Source organism: Aquimarina gracilis (genome assembly GCF_035285365.1).
Taxonomy (GTDB): Bacteria; Bacteroidota; Bacteroidia; order Flavobacteriales; family Flavobacteriaceae; genus Aquimarina; species Aquimarina gracilis.
In genome coordinates, this window is sequence record NZ_JAYKLX010000010.1 from 22,076 (window position 1) to 38,105 (window position 16,030).

At 35.3% G+C, this 16,030-nt stretch carries 15 protein-coding genes; all 15 read right to left on the minus strand.

The genetic code is table 11. From position 1 onward, the window contains the following. Positions 1 to 21: 21 nt before the first annotated feature. The 15 genes from U6A24_RS19680 to porW all read right to left on the minus strand — a co-directional run bounded on the left by U6A24_RS19680 (position 22) and on the right by porW (position 15,838). Positions 22 to 1,038: a sugar phosphate nucleotidyltransferase gene (locus U6A24_RS19680; RefSeq protein WP_324181731.1), complete on the minus strand. Its 1,017-nt coding sequence runs from the start codon at positions 1,036 to 1,038 to the stop codon at positions 22 to 24. Positions 1,039 to 1,104: 66 nt separating this feature from the next. Next, the gene (gene dut, locus U6A24_RS19685; protein WP_324181732.1) at positions 1,105 to 1,539 is read right to left on the minus strand and encodes a dUTP diphosphatase; all 435 of its coding nucleotides are present in this window, start codon (positions 1,537 to 1,539) and stop codon (positions 1,105 to 1,107) included. A 31-nt stretch (positions 1,540 to 1,570) separates the two neighbouring features. Further along, positions 1,571 to 3,025 (minus strand): lipopolysaccharide biosynthesis protein, encoded by a 1,455-nt coding sequence (locus U6A24_RS19690; protein WP_324181733.1) that lies wholly within the window; start codon positions 3,023 to 3,025, stop codon positions 1,571 to 1,573. 91 nt (positions 3,026 to 3,116) lie between these two features. Beyond that, a complete protein-coding gene (locus U6A24_RS19695) occupies positions 3,117 to 3,575 on the minus strand; it encodes a hypothetical protein (protein WP_324181734.1) in 459 nt (152 codons plus the stop codon). A 150-nt stretch (positions 3,576 to 3,725) separates the two neighbouring features. Then, a complete protein-coding gene (locus U6A24_RS19700) occupies positions 3,726 to 6,305 on the minus strand; it encodes a hypothetical protein (protein WP_324181735.1) in 2,580 nt (859 codons plus the stop codon). A 369-nt stretch (positions 6,306 to 6,674) separates the two neighbouring features. Next, complete coding sequence (gene atpG / locus U6A24_RS19705; RefSeq protein WP_324181736.1) at positions 6,675 to 7,535, minus strand: ATP synthase F1 subunit gamma; 861 nt, start codon at positions 7,533 to 7,535, stop codon at positions 6,675 to 6,677. 32 nt (positions 7,536 to 7,567) lie between these two features. Further along, entirely contained in the window at positions 7,568 to 7,906 is a 339-nt protein-coding gene (locus U6A24_RS19710; protein WP_324181737.1) for a four helix bundle protein, read from the minus strand. 23 nt (positions 7,907 to 7,929) lie between these two features. Next, complete coding sequence (atpA, locus tag U6A24_RS19715; protein WP_324181738.1) at positions 7,930 to 9,510, minus strand: F0F1 ATP synthase subunit alpha; 1,581 nt, start codon at positions 9,508 to 9,510, stop codon at positions 7,930 to 7,932. Positions 9,511 to 9,570: 60 nt separating this feature from the next. Then, positions 9,571 to 10,098: an ATP synthase F1 subunit delta gene (atpH, locus tag U6A24_RS19720; RefSeq protein ID WP_324181739.1), complete on the minus strand. Its 528-nt coding sequence runs from the start codon at positions 10,096 to 10,098 to the stop codon at positions 9,571 to 9,573. A 6-nt stretch (positions 10,099 to 10,104) separates the two neighbouring features. Next, positions 10,105 to 10,605 (minus strand): F0F1 ATP synthase subunit B, encoded by a 501-nt coding sequence (locus U6A24_RS19725; RefSeq protein WP_324181740.1) that lies wholly within the window; start codon positions 10,603 to 10,605, stop codon positions 10,105 to 10,107. An 88-nt stretch (positions 10,606 to 10,693) separates the two neighbouring features. Continuing rightward, positions 10,694 to 10,885: an ATP synthase F0 subunit C gene (atpE, locus tag U6A24_RS19730; protein ID WP_027394417.1), complete on the minus strand. Its 192-nt coding sequence runs from the start codon at positions 10,883 to 10,885 to the stop codon at positions 10,694 to 10,696. A gap of 34 nt (positions 10,886 to 10,919) precedes the next feature. Beyond that, the gene (atpB, locus tag U6A24_RS19735; protein ID WP_324181741.1) at positions 10,920 to 11,987 is read right to left on the minus strand and encodes a F0F1 ATP synthase subunit A; all 1,068 of its coding nucleotides are present in this window, start codon (positions 11,985 to 11,987) and stop codon (positions 10,920 to 10,922) included. 540 nt (positions 11,988 to 12,527) lie between these two features. Beyond that, positions 12,528 to 12,782, minus strand: a complete 255-nt coding sequence (locus U6A24_RS19740; RefSeq protein ID WP_324181742.1) for an AtpZ/AtpI family protein — start codon at positions 12,780 to 12,782, stop codon at positions 12,528 to 12,530. Beyond that, on the minus strand, positions 12,730 to 13,179 hold the full coding sequence (locus tag U6A24_RS19745; protein WP_324181743.1) for a bactofilin family protein: 450 nt from the start codon (positions 13,177 to 13,179) through the stop codon (positions 12,730 to 12,732). The genes U6A24_RS19740 and U6A24_RS19745 overlap by 53 nt, the downstream gene beginning before the upstream one ends. Before the next feature lie 22 nt (positions 13,180 to 13,201). Continuing rightward, positions 13,202 to 15,838, minus strand: coding sequence for a type IX secretion system periplasmic lipoprotein PorW/SprE (gene porW, locus U6A24_RS19750; protein ID WP_324181744.1), 2,637 nt, complete (start codon positions 15,836 to 15,838; stop codon positions 13,202 to 13,204). Between the last annotated feature and the right edge of the window lie 192 nt (positions 15,839 to 16,030).

Here is a 16,030-nt window from a genome sequence, read left to right on the forward strand (position 1 = left end):
ACATTCTTTTTGCCTCACAAATTATTCCAAAATAGAATAGTCTCCTATACTAACTGTTTTAAAATGACCATCATAGACGGCATTGTTTCCTATCATAGCATTGTCTAAGTTAGCATTTTTTATGACAGTTTTGGTCTGTATTAAACTATTTTTAATTTCAGAATTTTCGATTTTACACCCTTCACCGACCGAAACATTTGGTCCTATGGTGGTATTGGTTAATACTACATTTTCTCCAACATAACATGGCGGTATAATGGTTGCGTTATTCAGCGTAATATTTTTACTCACCAAATCTTCTCCATCATCCTGTAAAAACCCTAACATTCTTGTATTTGTTTCTACAGTTACATTTTTGTTTCCGCAATCCATCCATTCATCTACCTGCCCGGTTACAAATATCTTTCCATCTGCCATCATTCTTTTAATCCCATCATTAATTTGGTACTCTCCTCCATTAATAATGTCATTATCCAGAACATATTGTAATTCGTTCTTCAAAACGGCTACATCCTTAAAATAATATATCCCAATTACTGCTTTGTCTGAAACAAATTTCTTCGGTTTTTCTACCAACTCAACGATTTGATTTTTATCATTCAGTTTTACCACTCCGTAGGCTTCAGGGTGATCAACTTGTTTTACCCAAATTACAGAATCCGCATCCTTATCAAGGTTAAAGTCTGCTCTAATCAACGTGTCGGCATAGGCAATAACTGCGGGTCCCGATAAAGAATCTTTTGCACACATAATTGCATGACCTGTTCCCAAAGGTTCATCTTGTCTATAAATAGATGCTTTTGCACCAAGGCTTTCTGCCAATATTGTCAAACTTTTTACCACGTCATCACCAAAAAAAGCTGGATCCCCTAATACAAAAGCAATTTCTTCTATAGGTTCACCTAAAACTTTGGCAATATCTGATACCAATCTATGTACGATTGGTTTTCCTGCAACAGGTATTAATGGTTTGGGAACAGTAAGTGTATGAGGTCTTAATCTCGAACCTCTTCCTGCCATTGGTACAATAATTTTCATTCTATGTTGGTTTTTTGTTTTTGATTGATTTATATAACGTTTCGTTGGTTTATCAAAATTCTCTAGTTACTTTACTCCTGTACTTCCAAATCCTCCTTCGCCCCTAGAAGTTTCAGAAAGTTCGTTAACTTCAATCCATTCTGCTCGTTCATGTTTTGCAATTACTAATTGTGCCACCCGTTCTCCATTTTCTATAGTAAAACTATCGTTGGAAAGATTTACCAGGATTACTCCTATTTCTCCTCTATAATCTGCATCAATAGTTCCGGGAGCATTAAGGACTGTGATTCCTTTTTTTGCAGCCAAACCACTTCTTGGTCTTACTTGTGCTTCATATCCAACGGGTAGTTCAATAAACAAACCTGTTTTGATAATTGTACGATCCAAAGGTGCCAAAGTTACAGGCTCTAATAAATTAGCTCGAAGATCCATTCCTGCTGAAGCAATAGTTTCATAATTAGGAAGATCGTGTGATGACTTATTAATGATCTTTATTTGCATAGTTACATGGATACTCAAAATTTATGAGTATTTATCGTTTTAAAAATTGTTTTAATTCCCTTTTTTCAGAGGCGTACAAAATTACTAAAAACAGCAGTAACAAAGGGATCGAAATCATATAATTACTGTCAAAAATATAATACGATACTACCGAGAAACTTATGGACAGTATAAGATAAAGACCTATTTTCTTTAGATTATAAGGTATTGGATAGTATTTTCTTCCAAAATACCATGACAACAACATCATAGACCCGTATGCCACCAAGGTAGCAATAGCAGAACCCAAATAGCTATACATAGGGATTAATGCAAAATTAAGCCCCAATGTAATTATAGCGCCAATAATAGATATATACGCTCCAAATTTGGTTTTGTCGGTAATCTTGTACCACACCGATAGATTGTGATAAATACCCAGGCATAGGTTTGCCAGCAGAATTATTGGCACAACTACCATGGCTTCCCAATATTCAGGGTTTTTAATCATAAACTCTTTAAGTAAATCTGAAAAAGTGACCACCCCAAGTAGAATCAAAGACCCAAAAATCACAAAATACTGGGTAATAGCCGCATATGTCTTGGGAGCATTTTTATTGCCAGCATGACTAAAAAAGAAGGGCTCTATCCCCAATCTAAAAGCCGTAGCAAATAACGTCATAAACAAAGCAAGTTTATAACATGCCGAATATGCCCCAGAGTCAAATAAGCCTTTTTCTTTCCCCAAGATCCATTCTAGTAATATCTTGTCAAAATGCTCATTAATTGCAAATGCCAATCCAGAGATTAAAATAGGGGATCCGTAAAGCATCATTTTTTTCCAAAGCTCTTTGTCAAATTTATATGGGATCCTAAAATAAAAAGGCAGCATTAATAACAAAGTCACTCCGCTGGCAACAACTAATGATAAAAACACATATTGAATTTCAAAATTATTAAAGTAAATGGGTTGAAGCCACTTTACTTCTTCAGAAAGTTTTGGTAAAAAAATTAGAGAAAAAACGTTAAGCCCCGCGTATATAACGACATTTATTATCTTAATAATCGAATACCTAATGGGTCTTTCTTTGGCCCTTAGGTCGGCAAAAGGAATAATAACCAGTGCATCAAGGACCAAAATTAAGATTACATAATGTAAAAATTCTCTTTCGATACCAATAAGGGAAGAAATCATATCTTGCCCCAAAAATGCCATAACTCCAAAAATTAGTGTAGTTATGACTATAGATATTGCCGATGTACTCGTTACTGTATTTTTATACTTTTCTTGATTTAAAAACCGAAAAAAAGAAGTTTCCATCCCATAGGCAAGGATTACATTAAAAACTATAATCCATGAAAAAAGAATGGTTACACGACCATAAGACACTGGGCCTTCAAGATATTTTGTATGTACTATAACCAGAAGAAAGGATAGCATACGTGGTAACACTGTAGCTAACCCATAGATAAACGTCTGTTTAAATAGTTTATGAAAAATGCTCAATTCGTAGTATGCTTGTAATTGTAAAAATACAATTTTTTATCACCAGAGTCGGTAGATATTCTTTTTACTCCTTTTTGACCTGCTTATATGATCATTGTTCTGGTACATTTTCAATGCTGAAATGCCCTTCGGTACCTTCTTTTGAATAAACAATAATACATTCGCCCTCTTTAAGTCTAAAGGGTATTCTTTCTATTCCTGCGGGAACCTTATTCTTAAATTCTTGTTTAGGATCATCACTCATTACCATATCTCCTTCCTTTTTTGGATAGGTATATTTTCCGGTATATAGTGCCTTATCATTTTCTTTTACCAACATTATCTTTTTCTGCTTGAAATAGGCATGTTTTAGGGCAATTGACATCTCTTGATCTACAGGGATGTACAATGTGAAACCACTTTCGTTATCAGAATGCCAATTTTTGAAATATGCATTTTTAACTCCTTCAGGTGTTGTGTTGTTCATCTTTTGACTGCTAGCACATTGCGTAAAAGCAACCAGTGCTAATAGTATGCATACCTTAACGCAAATTATTTTAAAATTTTTCATACTTACTTTTTGTCTATTTTGAGGAAGGCAAATCTAGTGCCAAAGTGAAATATACTATTTTTAGTCTTAAAATTAATCGTATAGGATATTAATTATAACAAATAAGAGCCAGCATAAAGCCGACTCCTATTATTCTGCCAAAATTATTAATTATTGAAGATCGATACTCAGGGTTCCTGTTCCCTGGGAGTAGTTGTTATATCCCCCGGCAACAACATAATATGTCCCTGCATTTATTGTGCCGGTCATATTTCCAGAATCACGGCTATTAATTAAATTACCCACATCATCATAAAGATATACGAACTCGTCATAATTTGCCGAATTTATTTCGATGGTGTAATTTGCCGTTGCACTAATACTTAATGTATAACCAATTTTCTTGTCAATTTCGCTTGTTGTATCAAAGGCAAACGACTGGTTGTATGGAATACTTAATGCTCCCAAATCAACATCAGATGCTATTGGATCATCAAAAAGTAGGTTTACGGTACCTGTAGTTCCATTATATCCATTATTATTAACTATCTCTAGGTAGTAATTTCCTGCTGCAAGCGTACCCGAAACATTATTATAGCTACTTGCAACATAATTTCCATTCTCTTGATATACATTCAAATAAGCTCCTACTTCGGTCGAAAACGAATACCCCGTTTCTGCTCCGATTTGAAATGTATATCTAATTTTATTATCGGTTTCTTCATAATTGATACTGAAATCATTAGAAGAAGAATATGGTATCGCAATCGCTCCCAAATCAACATCGGTAACACTTGGATCATTAAGAACTATTGTAAAAGTTCCAGAAGCTGAAGAGTTATAATAGTATTCCATAACTTCCAAATAATAATTCCCTGCTGGTAACGATTCATTAAAAGCATGCCTGTATCCAGAAGCAATATAGTTTCCATTGTTATCTAACAAATTGAAATTTACGTCGGTTGAAGAGAAAACTGAAAAACCAGTTTCTTCGCTTATCTGAAATGAATATCCAACTATATTATCTACTTCTGTTTGAGGAATTGAGTAATTGGTATTGGTATTATATGGCACCGTTAATGCTCCCAAATCTACATCGGTTGCTTTTGTATTTCGTATTGCCATAGAAAAGTTTCCAGAGACGTCGGTATCATTATAGTAATACGATGAGATTTCAATATAATAAAATCCTGCATTTAGATTAGTCCCTTCAATGGTAGAACCGCCACTATTAATGTAATTTCCATTAACATCTTTAAGATATATATCTGCACTTATATTAGAAGTAATGTAATATCCCACCTCCTGATCTACCTGAAAATCATATCTAATTTTTCTGTCTGGTTCTATTTTTTCGATTATTATATCTGAAGTATTATCATATGGTAATGATAATATGCCCAAATCTACATCTGTAGCATTAGAACTTCTTAAAGAAAACCTGATTTTATTAGAGACTGTCGCTTCACTATAATTATGAACTTCAAGGAAGTAAGTTCCCGCCTGTATCGACTCTCCTCGTACATACGAACCTCCATAAATATAGTCTCCATTAACACCTCTTAAGTTTAGATATACTCCTTGATCTGAAGAGATGTAGAACCCTGTTTCTTGTTCTACTTCAAAACGGTATCTCACAATATTATCAGGTTCATTTTCATCAATGGTTAAATCCAATGTTGCGTCATATGGCAATGATACTGCTCCCAAATCAACATCAGTATCTCTAAAATTAAACGTTTGGCTGATTTCTGCTTCACCCCCGGATCTATCATTGGCTATTACCTTGACTGTAACTTCATTGTCGAGATACTCATCATAATTTTCATAATAATAAACATTTCCAACAAAGGCTTCAGAACCAATAATAAAGTCATCTGCAATTAGTATATCATTTAAATACACGTCATAAGACAATACATCTCCGTCTTCATCTATAGCCGGGTACCAGGATACGTATAAATTGGAATAACTAGACATATCAAAATTAATACTAGCAAATTCGAAAACACCCGGAGTTCTATTCAATAACACGTTTCTTTTTACTTCTACTTCTTCAGAAACACTATCGCTGGTATCGTATGCTTTGATTTTGATTGTCAATTCCAGACTAACTCCTTTTATTAAATCACCACCTTTTGTTTTTCTACTTTTTTCGGGTATAAGATCTACAGCATCAAACTCTATAAAGGTTTCTGTAGTCTTATCGGCTATTACTTGGCCATTCACCACAACATCATAAGAGATTTGGTCGTCACTTGGGTGTTGAGATGGGTCCCATGATAGTCGCACCATTGTTCCTTCTATAGCAACCGCTTCGATATTAAGAACATTTGAAGGTGGAATATTCACAAAAACACTCTTTGTTACCTCTACTTCTTCTGAAACACTATTATTGGTGTCATAAGCTTTGATTTTGATCAAAAGCTCTAAAGTGGCTCCTTTATTTTGAACGCCGCTTTGTATGCTACCTCCTTTAGAAAAATCCAGATCATTTGCGCTAAATTCAACAAATGTATCTGAAGTTTTACTGGCTACTACCTTATCATTCACAACAACATCATACGAAATGGCATCGCCATTTGGATCTTCTGATGCCTCCCAGCTTACTTTTATTTTGGTTTGCTCCATCACTTCGGTTTGAATATTAGAAACCTCTGATGGAGGTAGGTTTCCGAGATCATCATCCTTGCTACATGAAGATATAAGAATCAATAGAAAGACGGTTAAAATACTTACTAGTTTTCTCATAAAAGTGTTTAATTAATTTTTGTTGTTTAATACTAAGTTATTTTGATACTGCTTATTTTTCACAATACTTGTTTATAATCCCAAATACTTCAAATTGAAGCACAAAAAGACTTAATACTTTGATGTAATTACTATTTATTGTGTTTGATCTGCCGGTATTCTCTTATTTTACTTTAGAGATGACAGTAGGGTAGGCTAAAAACGGTGCAATAATAGTTCTTTTTTTTAAAAAATAAGAGGTTTTACCATACAATAATTATGGTACTTTTTTACATGGTTTTAACCTATTGATTTATAAATAATTAAAAAAACAAAGCCTAACTTTAAAAGTTAGGCTCTATTACTTTTATAGAAACTTAATTATATCTGCTAATTATTCAATGCTTCTGCACCACCAACGATCTCAAGGATTTCATTTGTAATTGCGGCTTGTCTTGCTTTATTGTAAGACAATTTAAGAGAATCTCTTAATTCTGTTGCATTATCTGTAGCCTTATGCATTGCAGTCATACGTGCTCCGTGTTCTGAAGCAAATGAGTCACGAATGGCCTTGTACAATTGTGTTTTAAGCGATTTAGGAATCAATTGTTCTACAATTTCTTCTTTAGACGGTTCGAAAATGTAATCTACATTACTAGCCGTAGCACCTTCTATAGGAACAATTGGTAAAAACTGCTCTGTTGTAACATCCTGAGAAGCTGCGTTTCTGAATTTATTATAAACAATTACGATTTTGTCATATGCGCCATTGGTAAATAATTGCATCAACTCTTCTGCAATTGCAGCAACATTGGCAAAAGTAAGGTCATCAAATACTTCACTTTTGTTGGCAACAACAGTGTGCGTTTTGGAAACAACATCATTCACTTTTTTACCAATTGTATAAAAGTCAACCTGCTTACCTGCATATTCATTCTCATATAGGTTTTTTACACCTTTGATGATGTTTGAGTTAAAAGCACCTGCCAAACCACGATTAGAAGCGACAGCCACCACCAATACTTTGTTTACCTCACGTTGTTCTGCATAAACACTAGCACTATCACCTTCAAGAGAAGCACTTAAGCTTTGCAGAAGCTCGGTAAGTTTATCTGCATACGGACGCATAGCAGTAATCGCCTGCTGTGCCTTGTTCAACTTTGCAGCCGATACCATTTTCATGGCACTGGTAATTTGCATCGTTGATGACACTGAGGTAATTCTACTACGTAATTCTTTTAAATTCGCCATTGTTATTCAAATTATGAGTTAAGAGTGATGTGTTATGAGTTTTTAATAATTTTTACTAAAATTCGGATCAACTCATCACATTTACTCAATAAATCGTTAGGAATATCCATTATCGTTTCTTCAATAACCAAAAGCCAAAACTCTGTCTCATCGGCCTCTTTTAAGGCTATTCCAAATTTATTTTTAAAATCTTTAGTGCTAACACCTCGCTGAGCTTCACGAACATTAGCGCCTATACTTGTTCCTGATCTTAAAATTTGAGAAGCAATTTCATATTCTTTCTTCTCTTTCAGTAGTTGAGCAAAGCGAACAATGTCACATGCAAATTCAAAACTTTTATTTCGAATAGGACTATTATCCAATCCACTCATAACACTGAACTCAAGACTCTTAACTAATTTTTATACTTCGCTGAAATTTCTTTGCAAGCAGACATTAATACGTCTGTAACTTCATCTGTAAGTTTTCCAGCCTTAAGTGTATCTAGTGTATCTCTATGCTTAGCATTTAGATATTCGATGTAATCACTTTCAAACTCTTTTACTTTATCTACAGGTACGTCTCTTAATAAGTTTTTAGATCCTGCATAAATAATTGCAATCTGATCTTCTACTGTATAAGGATCATTTTGTGCCTGCTTAAGAATCTCAACGTTACGCTTACCTTTTTCGATTACGTTTAAAGTAGCCGCATCAAGGTCAGAACCAAACTTTGCAAACGCTTCTAATTCACGGAACTGTGCCTGGTCTAGTTTTAAGGTACCCGCTACTTTCTTCATCGACTTAATCTGTGCAGATCCACCTACACGAGATACCGAGATACCTACGTTAATCGCCGGACGTACACCAGAGTTAAACAAGTCTGACGTTAAGAATATCTGACCATCTGTAATCGAAATTACGTTGGTTGGGATATACGCAGATACGTCCCCTGCCTGTGTCTCGATAATTGGAAGTGCGGTTAAAGATCCTCCTCCTTTTACTTTATCTTTTAAAGAATCAGGAAGGTCGTTCATGTCTTTTGCAATGGTATTATCGGCAATCACCTTTGCAGAACGCTCTAACAATCTTGAGTGAAGGTAGAAAACGTCTCCAGGGTATGCCTCACGTCCTGGTGGACGACGTAACAAAAGAGATACCTCACGATATGCTACCGCTTGCTTAGATAAATCATCATAGATGATTAATGCAGGGCGACCTGTATCACGGAAATACTCTCCGATAGCGGCACCAGCAAAAGGAGCATATACCTGCATTGGTGCTGGATCTGATGCGTTGGCAGCAACAATAGTTGTATATGCCAATGCACCTTTATCTTCTAGTACTTTAGCAATACCTGCTACTGTAGAAGCTTTTTGTCCAATAGCTACATAAATACAATATACTGGCTCACCAGCATCATAAAATTCTTTTTGATTAAGGATCGTATCAATACAAACTGTAGTTTTACCAGTCTGACGGTCACCAATTACCAACTCACGCTGTCCTCTTCCAATCGGTACCATGGCATCGATAGACTTGATCCCTGTTTGAAGTGGTTCATTTACCGGCTGACGGAAAACTACCCCTGGAGCTTTACGCTCTAATGGCATTTCGAAAGTTTCACCTTCGATTGCACCTTTACCATCAATAGGATTTCCTAGCGTGTCTACCACACGACCTACGATTCCTTCTCCAACATTGATCGATGCAATACGCTGTGTACGTTTTACAGTTGCACCTTCTTTTACTTCTGTTGAAGAACCTAAAAGTACTACCCCAACATTATCTTCTTCAAGGTTAAGTACGATACCTTCTAAACCAGATTCAAATTGCACTAATTCTCCATATTGAGCATTAGACAATCCGTATACACGAGCGATACCATCACCTACCTGTAATACAGTCCCTACCTCTTCTAATGAAGCCGATGCTTCAAATCCAGATAATTGTTGTTTTAATATTGCTGATACTTCAGCAGGATTCACTTCTGCCATCTTATAGTAATTTAGATGAATGAGACATTATATCTCAATCCCTTATTATTAATTTATATTTTAATTACTTAATTCTCTTTTTAATGTGGTAAGCTTGTTTGCTATACTTGCGTTATATTGCAAATCTCCTACCCTAAGAATAAATCCACCAATGATACTTTCATCAACGATGTTTTCTAAAGTAGCTTCGTTACCCGTTAGCTCTTTAACTTTATCTAAAACTTTTTTGCTTGAAGCTTTATCCAAAGGAACCGCGGTAGTAACTGTTGCCACTTGAGTGTTATTCAATTGATCGAATAAAATCATATATTGCTTTGCAACCTCTGCAAGCAAATCCACTCTTTTATTTTGAATCAATGTTTCGAATAATTTTTGTGTGATGTCGCCAGCACCTTTAAAGATCTCGCGTAGAGAAGCCAGCTTCACTTCGCTTTTGATCAATGGACTGTTTAAAACCATTTTAAGCTCGGCGCTATTATCAACAGTAGCGATAATACTTTGCATATCCTTCTGAACATCCTCAGTAGCTTTTTTATCCTGAGCCAAACTCAAGACTGCTTTTGCATAACGTATTGCTGCTCTACCCATTTATTATTAGTTTAAGGTAACATCTCCCAACATAGAATCAACCAATTCTAGTTGTTTCTTTTTGTCGGCCAATTCATTTCTTACCACTTTTTCTGCAATTTCTACAGAAAGTCCGGCAACTTGATTCTTTAACTCGGCAATTGCAGCTTTCTTTTCACTAGCGATAGTAGCTTGCGCTTGAGCAACAATCTTATCAGCTTCAGCTTGTGCCTCAGCCTTAGCATCTGAGATCATGTTTTCTTTAAGCTGTCTAGCTTCTTTCAACATTCCATCGCGCTCTGCTCTTGCTTCGTTTAAGATTCGCTCATTATCTGCCTGAAGGTTTTGCATTTCTTTTCTTGCAGCTTCTGCAGACTCTAATGCATTTTTAATTCCTTCTTCACGATTATTAACTGCATCAAGAATTGGTTTCCAGGCAAATTTTCTTAACAATAATACCAATCCTACAAAAAGTAAAATCTGCCAGAAAAAAAGGCCGAACGAAAAATCATTTATTAACTTCTCCATTATTAATATGTGTTATTTCTTTATTGTCTAATTTTAAAAAAATCTAGAACAACAGCTATAACCAACCGTTATAGCTGTTGTTTGTAAATTAAGCTGCGAATAAAGCAGCAAATCCAATACCTTCAATAAGGGCAGCTGCGATAAGCATTGCCGTTTGGATTTTTCCTGAAGCTTCTGGCTGACGAGCGATAGCTTCCATCGCTTGACCACCGATTCTACCAATACCTAAACCAGCACCGATAACAATCAAACCAGCTCCTACATAATTTAAACCTTCCATAGTAAAGAATTAAAAAAATTAAACAATTATCGTTTTAGTGATGCGCCTCTTCATTTGCCATACCGAAGTATAGTGCAGACAACATCGTAAATATATATGCTTGTAATGCTGCTACCAATAATTCTAATATCGACAGCGCAAATGCTAAACCAAATGAAAGTGGACTACCAATCCAGCTTTTAAACAAAAACATCATCCCCACAATACTCATTAAAACTACGTGACCCGCAGTCATATTTGCATATAAACGAATCATTAATGAGAATGGCTTAATGAATACCCCCAATAACTCTATAGGAGCTAATACAATCTTCATGAACGTTGGAACACCGGGCATCCAGAAAATGTGTCCCCAATAGTTTTTGTTTGCGGTGAAATTTGTAATCAAGAATGTAAGCAATGCCAAGGCAAATGTCACAGCAATATTTCCTGTAACATTTACTCCTAATGGTGTCATACCGAGAAGATTTAACAACCAAACAAAGAAAAAGATCGTTAACAAGAAGCTCATATACTTCTTGTACTTTTTCTCTCCTATATTTGGTATTGCAATCTCGTCTCTTACAAAAAGCACTAATGGCTCCAAGAAACGACCTACACCCGTAGGAATACCATTGTTCTTTTTATACGATTTTGCTAAACTTCTGAACATAAAGAACATCAACAAACCAATAAGCAACATGCTTACCACATTCTTTGTAATCGAAAAATCTAAAGGTTTTGCATTGGTAGCATGATGATCTTCATCATAGTTGATAGTTCCTTGAGCATCGGTCTTATAAATTTTGCTATGGTATAATTTGTAGTAGTTACCATCAACCTCTGCAACAGTTTCTCCATGATGAAATTTTGAGGAAGAAAAAACTTTTAATCCATTATCCCAAAGTATAACCGGCAATGGAAATCCGTAATGCTTATTAGTAGCTTTGTCAGAAAATAAAGTAAAATCATGAGAGTCTTGAAGGTGATGATCAATAAACTCTTTTATTTCAGTTTTTAAATCTCCTTTTCCTTCTTTCTCAGTTTCTTTTGCAAATAGATTAGAAGTGGTAAAAACCAGGGTAAAAATCAGTAAAATCTTAACTACAGTACGTTTTTGCATTACGCGTAAAATTTCGGTTCCTAAATTTCGGTGCAAATGTACATAATTATGTTAGATTCTTAAACTATTTTAGTTAAATAAGTTTGAGATTATTTTTAAAAATATAATTAACTGTAAATCAATTAATTAATATCCTTCAAAATTCTCGAAACATAATAAACTTCTAAGATCAAACAAATTAGATAGGCGACAAAGAAATCTTGAAAGACATTTTTATCGATCTGAATATCGTTAAGCTTGGTAATAGCAATAAACCCACCTATTTTAACCAAGCTACCCCCCATAAAGATAAAACCGATCTGATCTTTGAATTTTTTGCTTAATAAGAGGATTCCTATGGTAAACACCAAGGTAAAAATGCCATTAAATAGATAAGAAAGATTAATGATTTTTAAATTGCGATCAAGGGAGAAAAATTCAATGCATTTTGTATGAATAAAATACCCCCCAACGACAATAACTACAAATAGCAATGAAAAACGAAATAAACTGTGAAGCATTAGTATTCGTTGCTTAGAAATAATATGATGACAAAACCCACTACTTATTATCGGATTTATTAATTCGGTTGAGCTGCTTAATCACTACATATATAGACGCAGTGACTCCAAAAAGGACCAAACCCATTGTAAACCATTGTTTTTCTAGCTCATAATAGGCATCCAATTTTTTTCCGGCATAGGCGCACAAAAATATGGTAGCTCCCATCTGGAAAGCTATTCCAGAGAGAGCAGCATATTTTTTAAGCTGATTTCCCTTGTCCTTGCGGTTGGGTTGGTTGTTTTGTTGGCTCACTACTAGTTGGTTTGCTTAAGGATTTTACACCACCTTTCATAGAACAAGATGCGTTGAAGTTGGCGCCCGGTTCTACGGCAAGTTTACCTACAGTAACTTCGCCCTCGATATGTGCAGTCGGTTTTAATGATAGCGTATTAGAAACGTTTAGGTTTCCTGAAAACTTACCTTCAAAATCTGCATCAGAACATTCTAATGTTCCTTGAATAAATCCAGATTTCCCTACCACCACTTTTCCAGTGGTTTTAAATGTACCTTCGATAGTACCTTCAATTCTGAAGCCTCCTTCGGCAACAATATCACCAACAATTTTAGTTCCTTCCGAAATTTTATTCTGATTGCGTGAAAAATCTGTCATACCTGCTTGATCTCTTCCTTTTTTATTATCTGAAAACATAATATATAGGGGGATTAAATTATTACTCTGTTTCTTCTGTTTCTGTTTCTTGGTTATAATTCTCCAAATTCTTATGAATCTGAAGTATTCTATAATTAGGAGATGCTATCGTAAAAAATTTGGCATCTACTTTATCATAATATTTCTTTTTTCGATTCCATCTCGTCAGATCAACACCTCGCGTATCTTCTGTTTTACCCAAAGATAATAGCTCGGCCAATCCTTCGGCTTCCAATTTAGTTCTTCTAGTATGTACAACTACAAATTGCTGGTCTTTAGTATATATATCCAGAGAAACTTTCATTTTTTCGTATCTAAGCTCTTTCAAGATTTGCGCAATGTGTTCTTTTAAGGCCATTGCCTGATTGTTTCCAAAGGTCGAAAAAGGATATATCAATTTATGATTTGTCTCTTCTTCAAGATTGGTTAAAAACGTATTGCTCTCAATTTGCGGAATGGTAACCTGATAAATCATTTGTGCTTTTTTACCTTCAGGGCTTTGGGGGTAATTTAAAGCAACATAGTTTAGGGCTTGTTTGTATGCCTCAAAACCTCGGTAACGGCCAATTGCCTGGGCTTTTAACAATTCAAATTTTGGCAAAAAGTTATCATCTGCACCAAACTTGGTTATCAACTCATTACTTTGTTTAATGACTTGAGCATACTTTTGATCCTGAAAATCTTTATATAGCTGATTATATCTTGATTCTGGGCTATCTTTATCCTGTAGCTCTTCATTGGGGTTTTGCAAAATTTTTGCATACCTAGATTCACCATGATTATTAATAATGTCCTGTTTATACCCATTAGCTTTAGAAACATTACCTTGAGCCGTATATATCTTATATAGATTATATTTTGAAGGGATAATCAAGCGCTCCTCTGGTCTATTTTGAAGCAGGCCTTCAAATTTGTCGATTGCCAATTGATATTCCAAAAACTTTTCTTTATAAATCACTCCTAGTTGATAATATGCAAAATTACGATCGGTATGCAAGCTATCCAGGGTGCTTTGTTCTGTGGGTAGTTTGGCTATATAAGTTTGTGGATCAAAAGCGGGATCATCATCTATAGCATATTCCTCTGGTTTTTCCTCGACTTCTGCTGAAACAGCTCCTGGGTTTGAGATGCTTGATACTCTCCAGTTGTCTTGCAACTCCCGGTTACCATAAATTCTTTTGAATGCTGTTTTTCCATAGGCCACAGTGGTTTGGTTATAGAAATAGAATTTATCTCCAGTAGTATTACCACTTTTTGGTGCACCAGCCAGCCTTGGCCCTGTTTGACCAAAACGTTGTTCTGTAGGCAGTTGTCCTTTAATTTGTGCTATTTCCTGGGCTTCCTGTTCAGCTACAGCTTCTGCTTTTAGTTTATCGGTATATTCTGAATAATACGCTAACCGTTCTGCCGGTGACATCGCAACTACCGTAAGAATACTATCGTTTGTCCTGGCAATGCCCTCATACAAAATAACATCATCCAGATTAACTCGTTTTTTCTTAAGTACCCTATATCTTTTGGAATTCACAACCATCCTTTGTAGGGTACTATCATAATATGCCCCCGCGGTTGCATATTCTTTTCTATCAAAATTGATATCCCCAAGAGTATAATAGTTAAGAGACTCGAGATATTTGTCTTCAGAGTTCGTTCGTAAAGATTTGTTATAATAAACGACGGCTAGGTCTATTGAATCTAAGGTTTTAAAATACTCTGCTTTTTGATTGTATATTTTATCTAGAAATGGTCTGTTTTCCCGGTTTTCTTCGAGATCTGTGAGCAACTCAAGAAATTCTTCTTTATTTCCAATTTCGTAATTGAAATTTCGCGCTTTTGCCATCTCGGCATTGATCATGTAAATTCTAGGGGTTCTTCTATTTAAAGCAATGACCTGATCAAAAGCATAGTTGGCACTATCTTTATATCCAAGTTGATTTAAGAGTTGTCCCTTGATGTACAGATAACGTCCTTTTTCTTCGAAATTTTTGGTATGAACTGCTGCTTTGTTAATATAGGTAACGGCAGAGTCTTTTTGTTTTAAGTTGATATAGGCCTGCGCCTTCATCGCTACAGCGTCGGCATAATCTTGAGGCTTCATATATTCCTGCTCGATCATCCTGGTGAGGTCTTCGATTGCCTTTTCGTTATTATCCAAACGAAGGTTGGTTTTGGCTCGCCATACCTTGGCATGGTTAATCGTATTACTGGTTGGATACTTATACAAAATGTAATTAAATGCTTCGAGTGCCGGAATAAATCGTTGCTCAAAATATCTTGCTTTTCCCAGTAATAAAAAAGCTTCATCAATTTTCGGGTTACGCTCCCTGCCATCGATCAACATGCTATGTTTTTGGATGGACTTTACCGATTTTTCTTCGGCTTTATCAAAATTCTGGTTTAAAACCTCATTGGGCAGTCTAACATCTTCACTTACAATCATTCGCTCTATAGGAAGTAGTTCCCAAAAATTATCCTTATAAGATTGAATAAGCTCTTCCTGGCCTTTGGTATAGGCTACTCGACCGTTATATAAGGTATTATTTTTGGTGGTAACATCATGCCATGCACGATTAACGAATTTGTCTTTTTTTCGTGAACAGGCAAATCCTAAAAGTGCTAGAAGCAGAATGAGCGTGATTTGTGATATTCTTTTCCCCAAACCAGATAATTTATATATACGTGTGTGATAACTAAAAAACTTGTTTTTTAGTGTGTTCTGACTTCACAAAAATAACAAGTGAACGGTAAAAATACATTTCTTTGGTTAAAAAACAGGTTGTTAGCATGTTTTTCTCTTCCAAATATCATTTTTGTCCTATTCTCTATGCCGGATAACCATAAAATCATTGTA

What these genes read in the sequence shown, in the direction of transcription:
- U6A24_RS19680 (WP_324181731.1), bottom strand. Translation starts at nt 1,038, where the DNA reads ATGAAAATTATTGTACCAATGGCAGGAAGAGGTTCGAGATTAAGACCT.
- dut (WP_324181732.1), bottom strand. Translation starts at nt 1,539, where the DNA reads ATGCAAATAAAGATCATTAATAAGTCATCACACGATCTTCCTAATTAT.
- U6A24_RS19695 (WP_324181734.1), bottom strand. Translation starts at nt 3,575, where the DNA reads ATGAAAAATTTTAAAATAATTTGCGTTAAGGTATGCATACTATTAGCA.
- U6A24_RS19700 (WP_324181735.1), bottom strand. Translation starts at nt 6,305, where the DNA reads ATGAGAAAACTAGTAAGTATTTTAACCGTCTTTCTATTGATTCTTATA.
- atpG (WP_324181736.1), bottom strand. Translation starts at nt 7,535, where the DNA reads ATGGCGAATTTAAAAGAATTACGTAGTAGAATTACCTCAGTGTCATCA.
- U6A24_RS19710 (WP_324181737.1), bottom strand. Translation starts at nt 7,906, where the DNA reads ATGAGTGGATTGGATAATAGTCCTATTCGAAATAAAAGTTTTGAATTT.
- atpA (WP_324181738.1), bottom strand. Translation starts at nt 9,510, where the DNA reads ATGGCAGAAGTGAATCCTGCTGAAGTATCAGCAATATTAAAACAACAA.
- atpH (WP_324181739.1), bottom strand. Translation starts at nt 10,098, where the DNA reads ATGGGTAGAGCAGCAATACGTTATGCAAAAGCAGTCTTGAGTTTGGCT.
- U6A24_RS19725 (WP_324181740.1), bottom strand. Translation starts at nt 10,605, where the DNA reads ATGGAGAAGTTAATAAATGATTTTTCGTTCGGCCTTTTTTTCTGGCAG.
- atpE (WP_027394417.1), bottom strand. Translation starts at nt 10,885, where the DNA reads ATGGAAGGTTTAAATTATGTAGGAGCTGGTTTGATTGTTATCGGTGCT.
- atpB (WP_324181741.1), bottom strand. Translation starts at nt 11,987, where the DNA reads ATGCAAAAACGTACTGTAGTTAAGATTTTACTGATTTTTACCCTGGTT.
- U6A24_RS19745 (WP_324181743.1), bottom strand. Translation starts at nt 13,179, where the DNA reads ATGTTTTCAGATAATAAAAAAGGAAGAGATCAAGCAGGTATGACAGAT.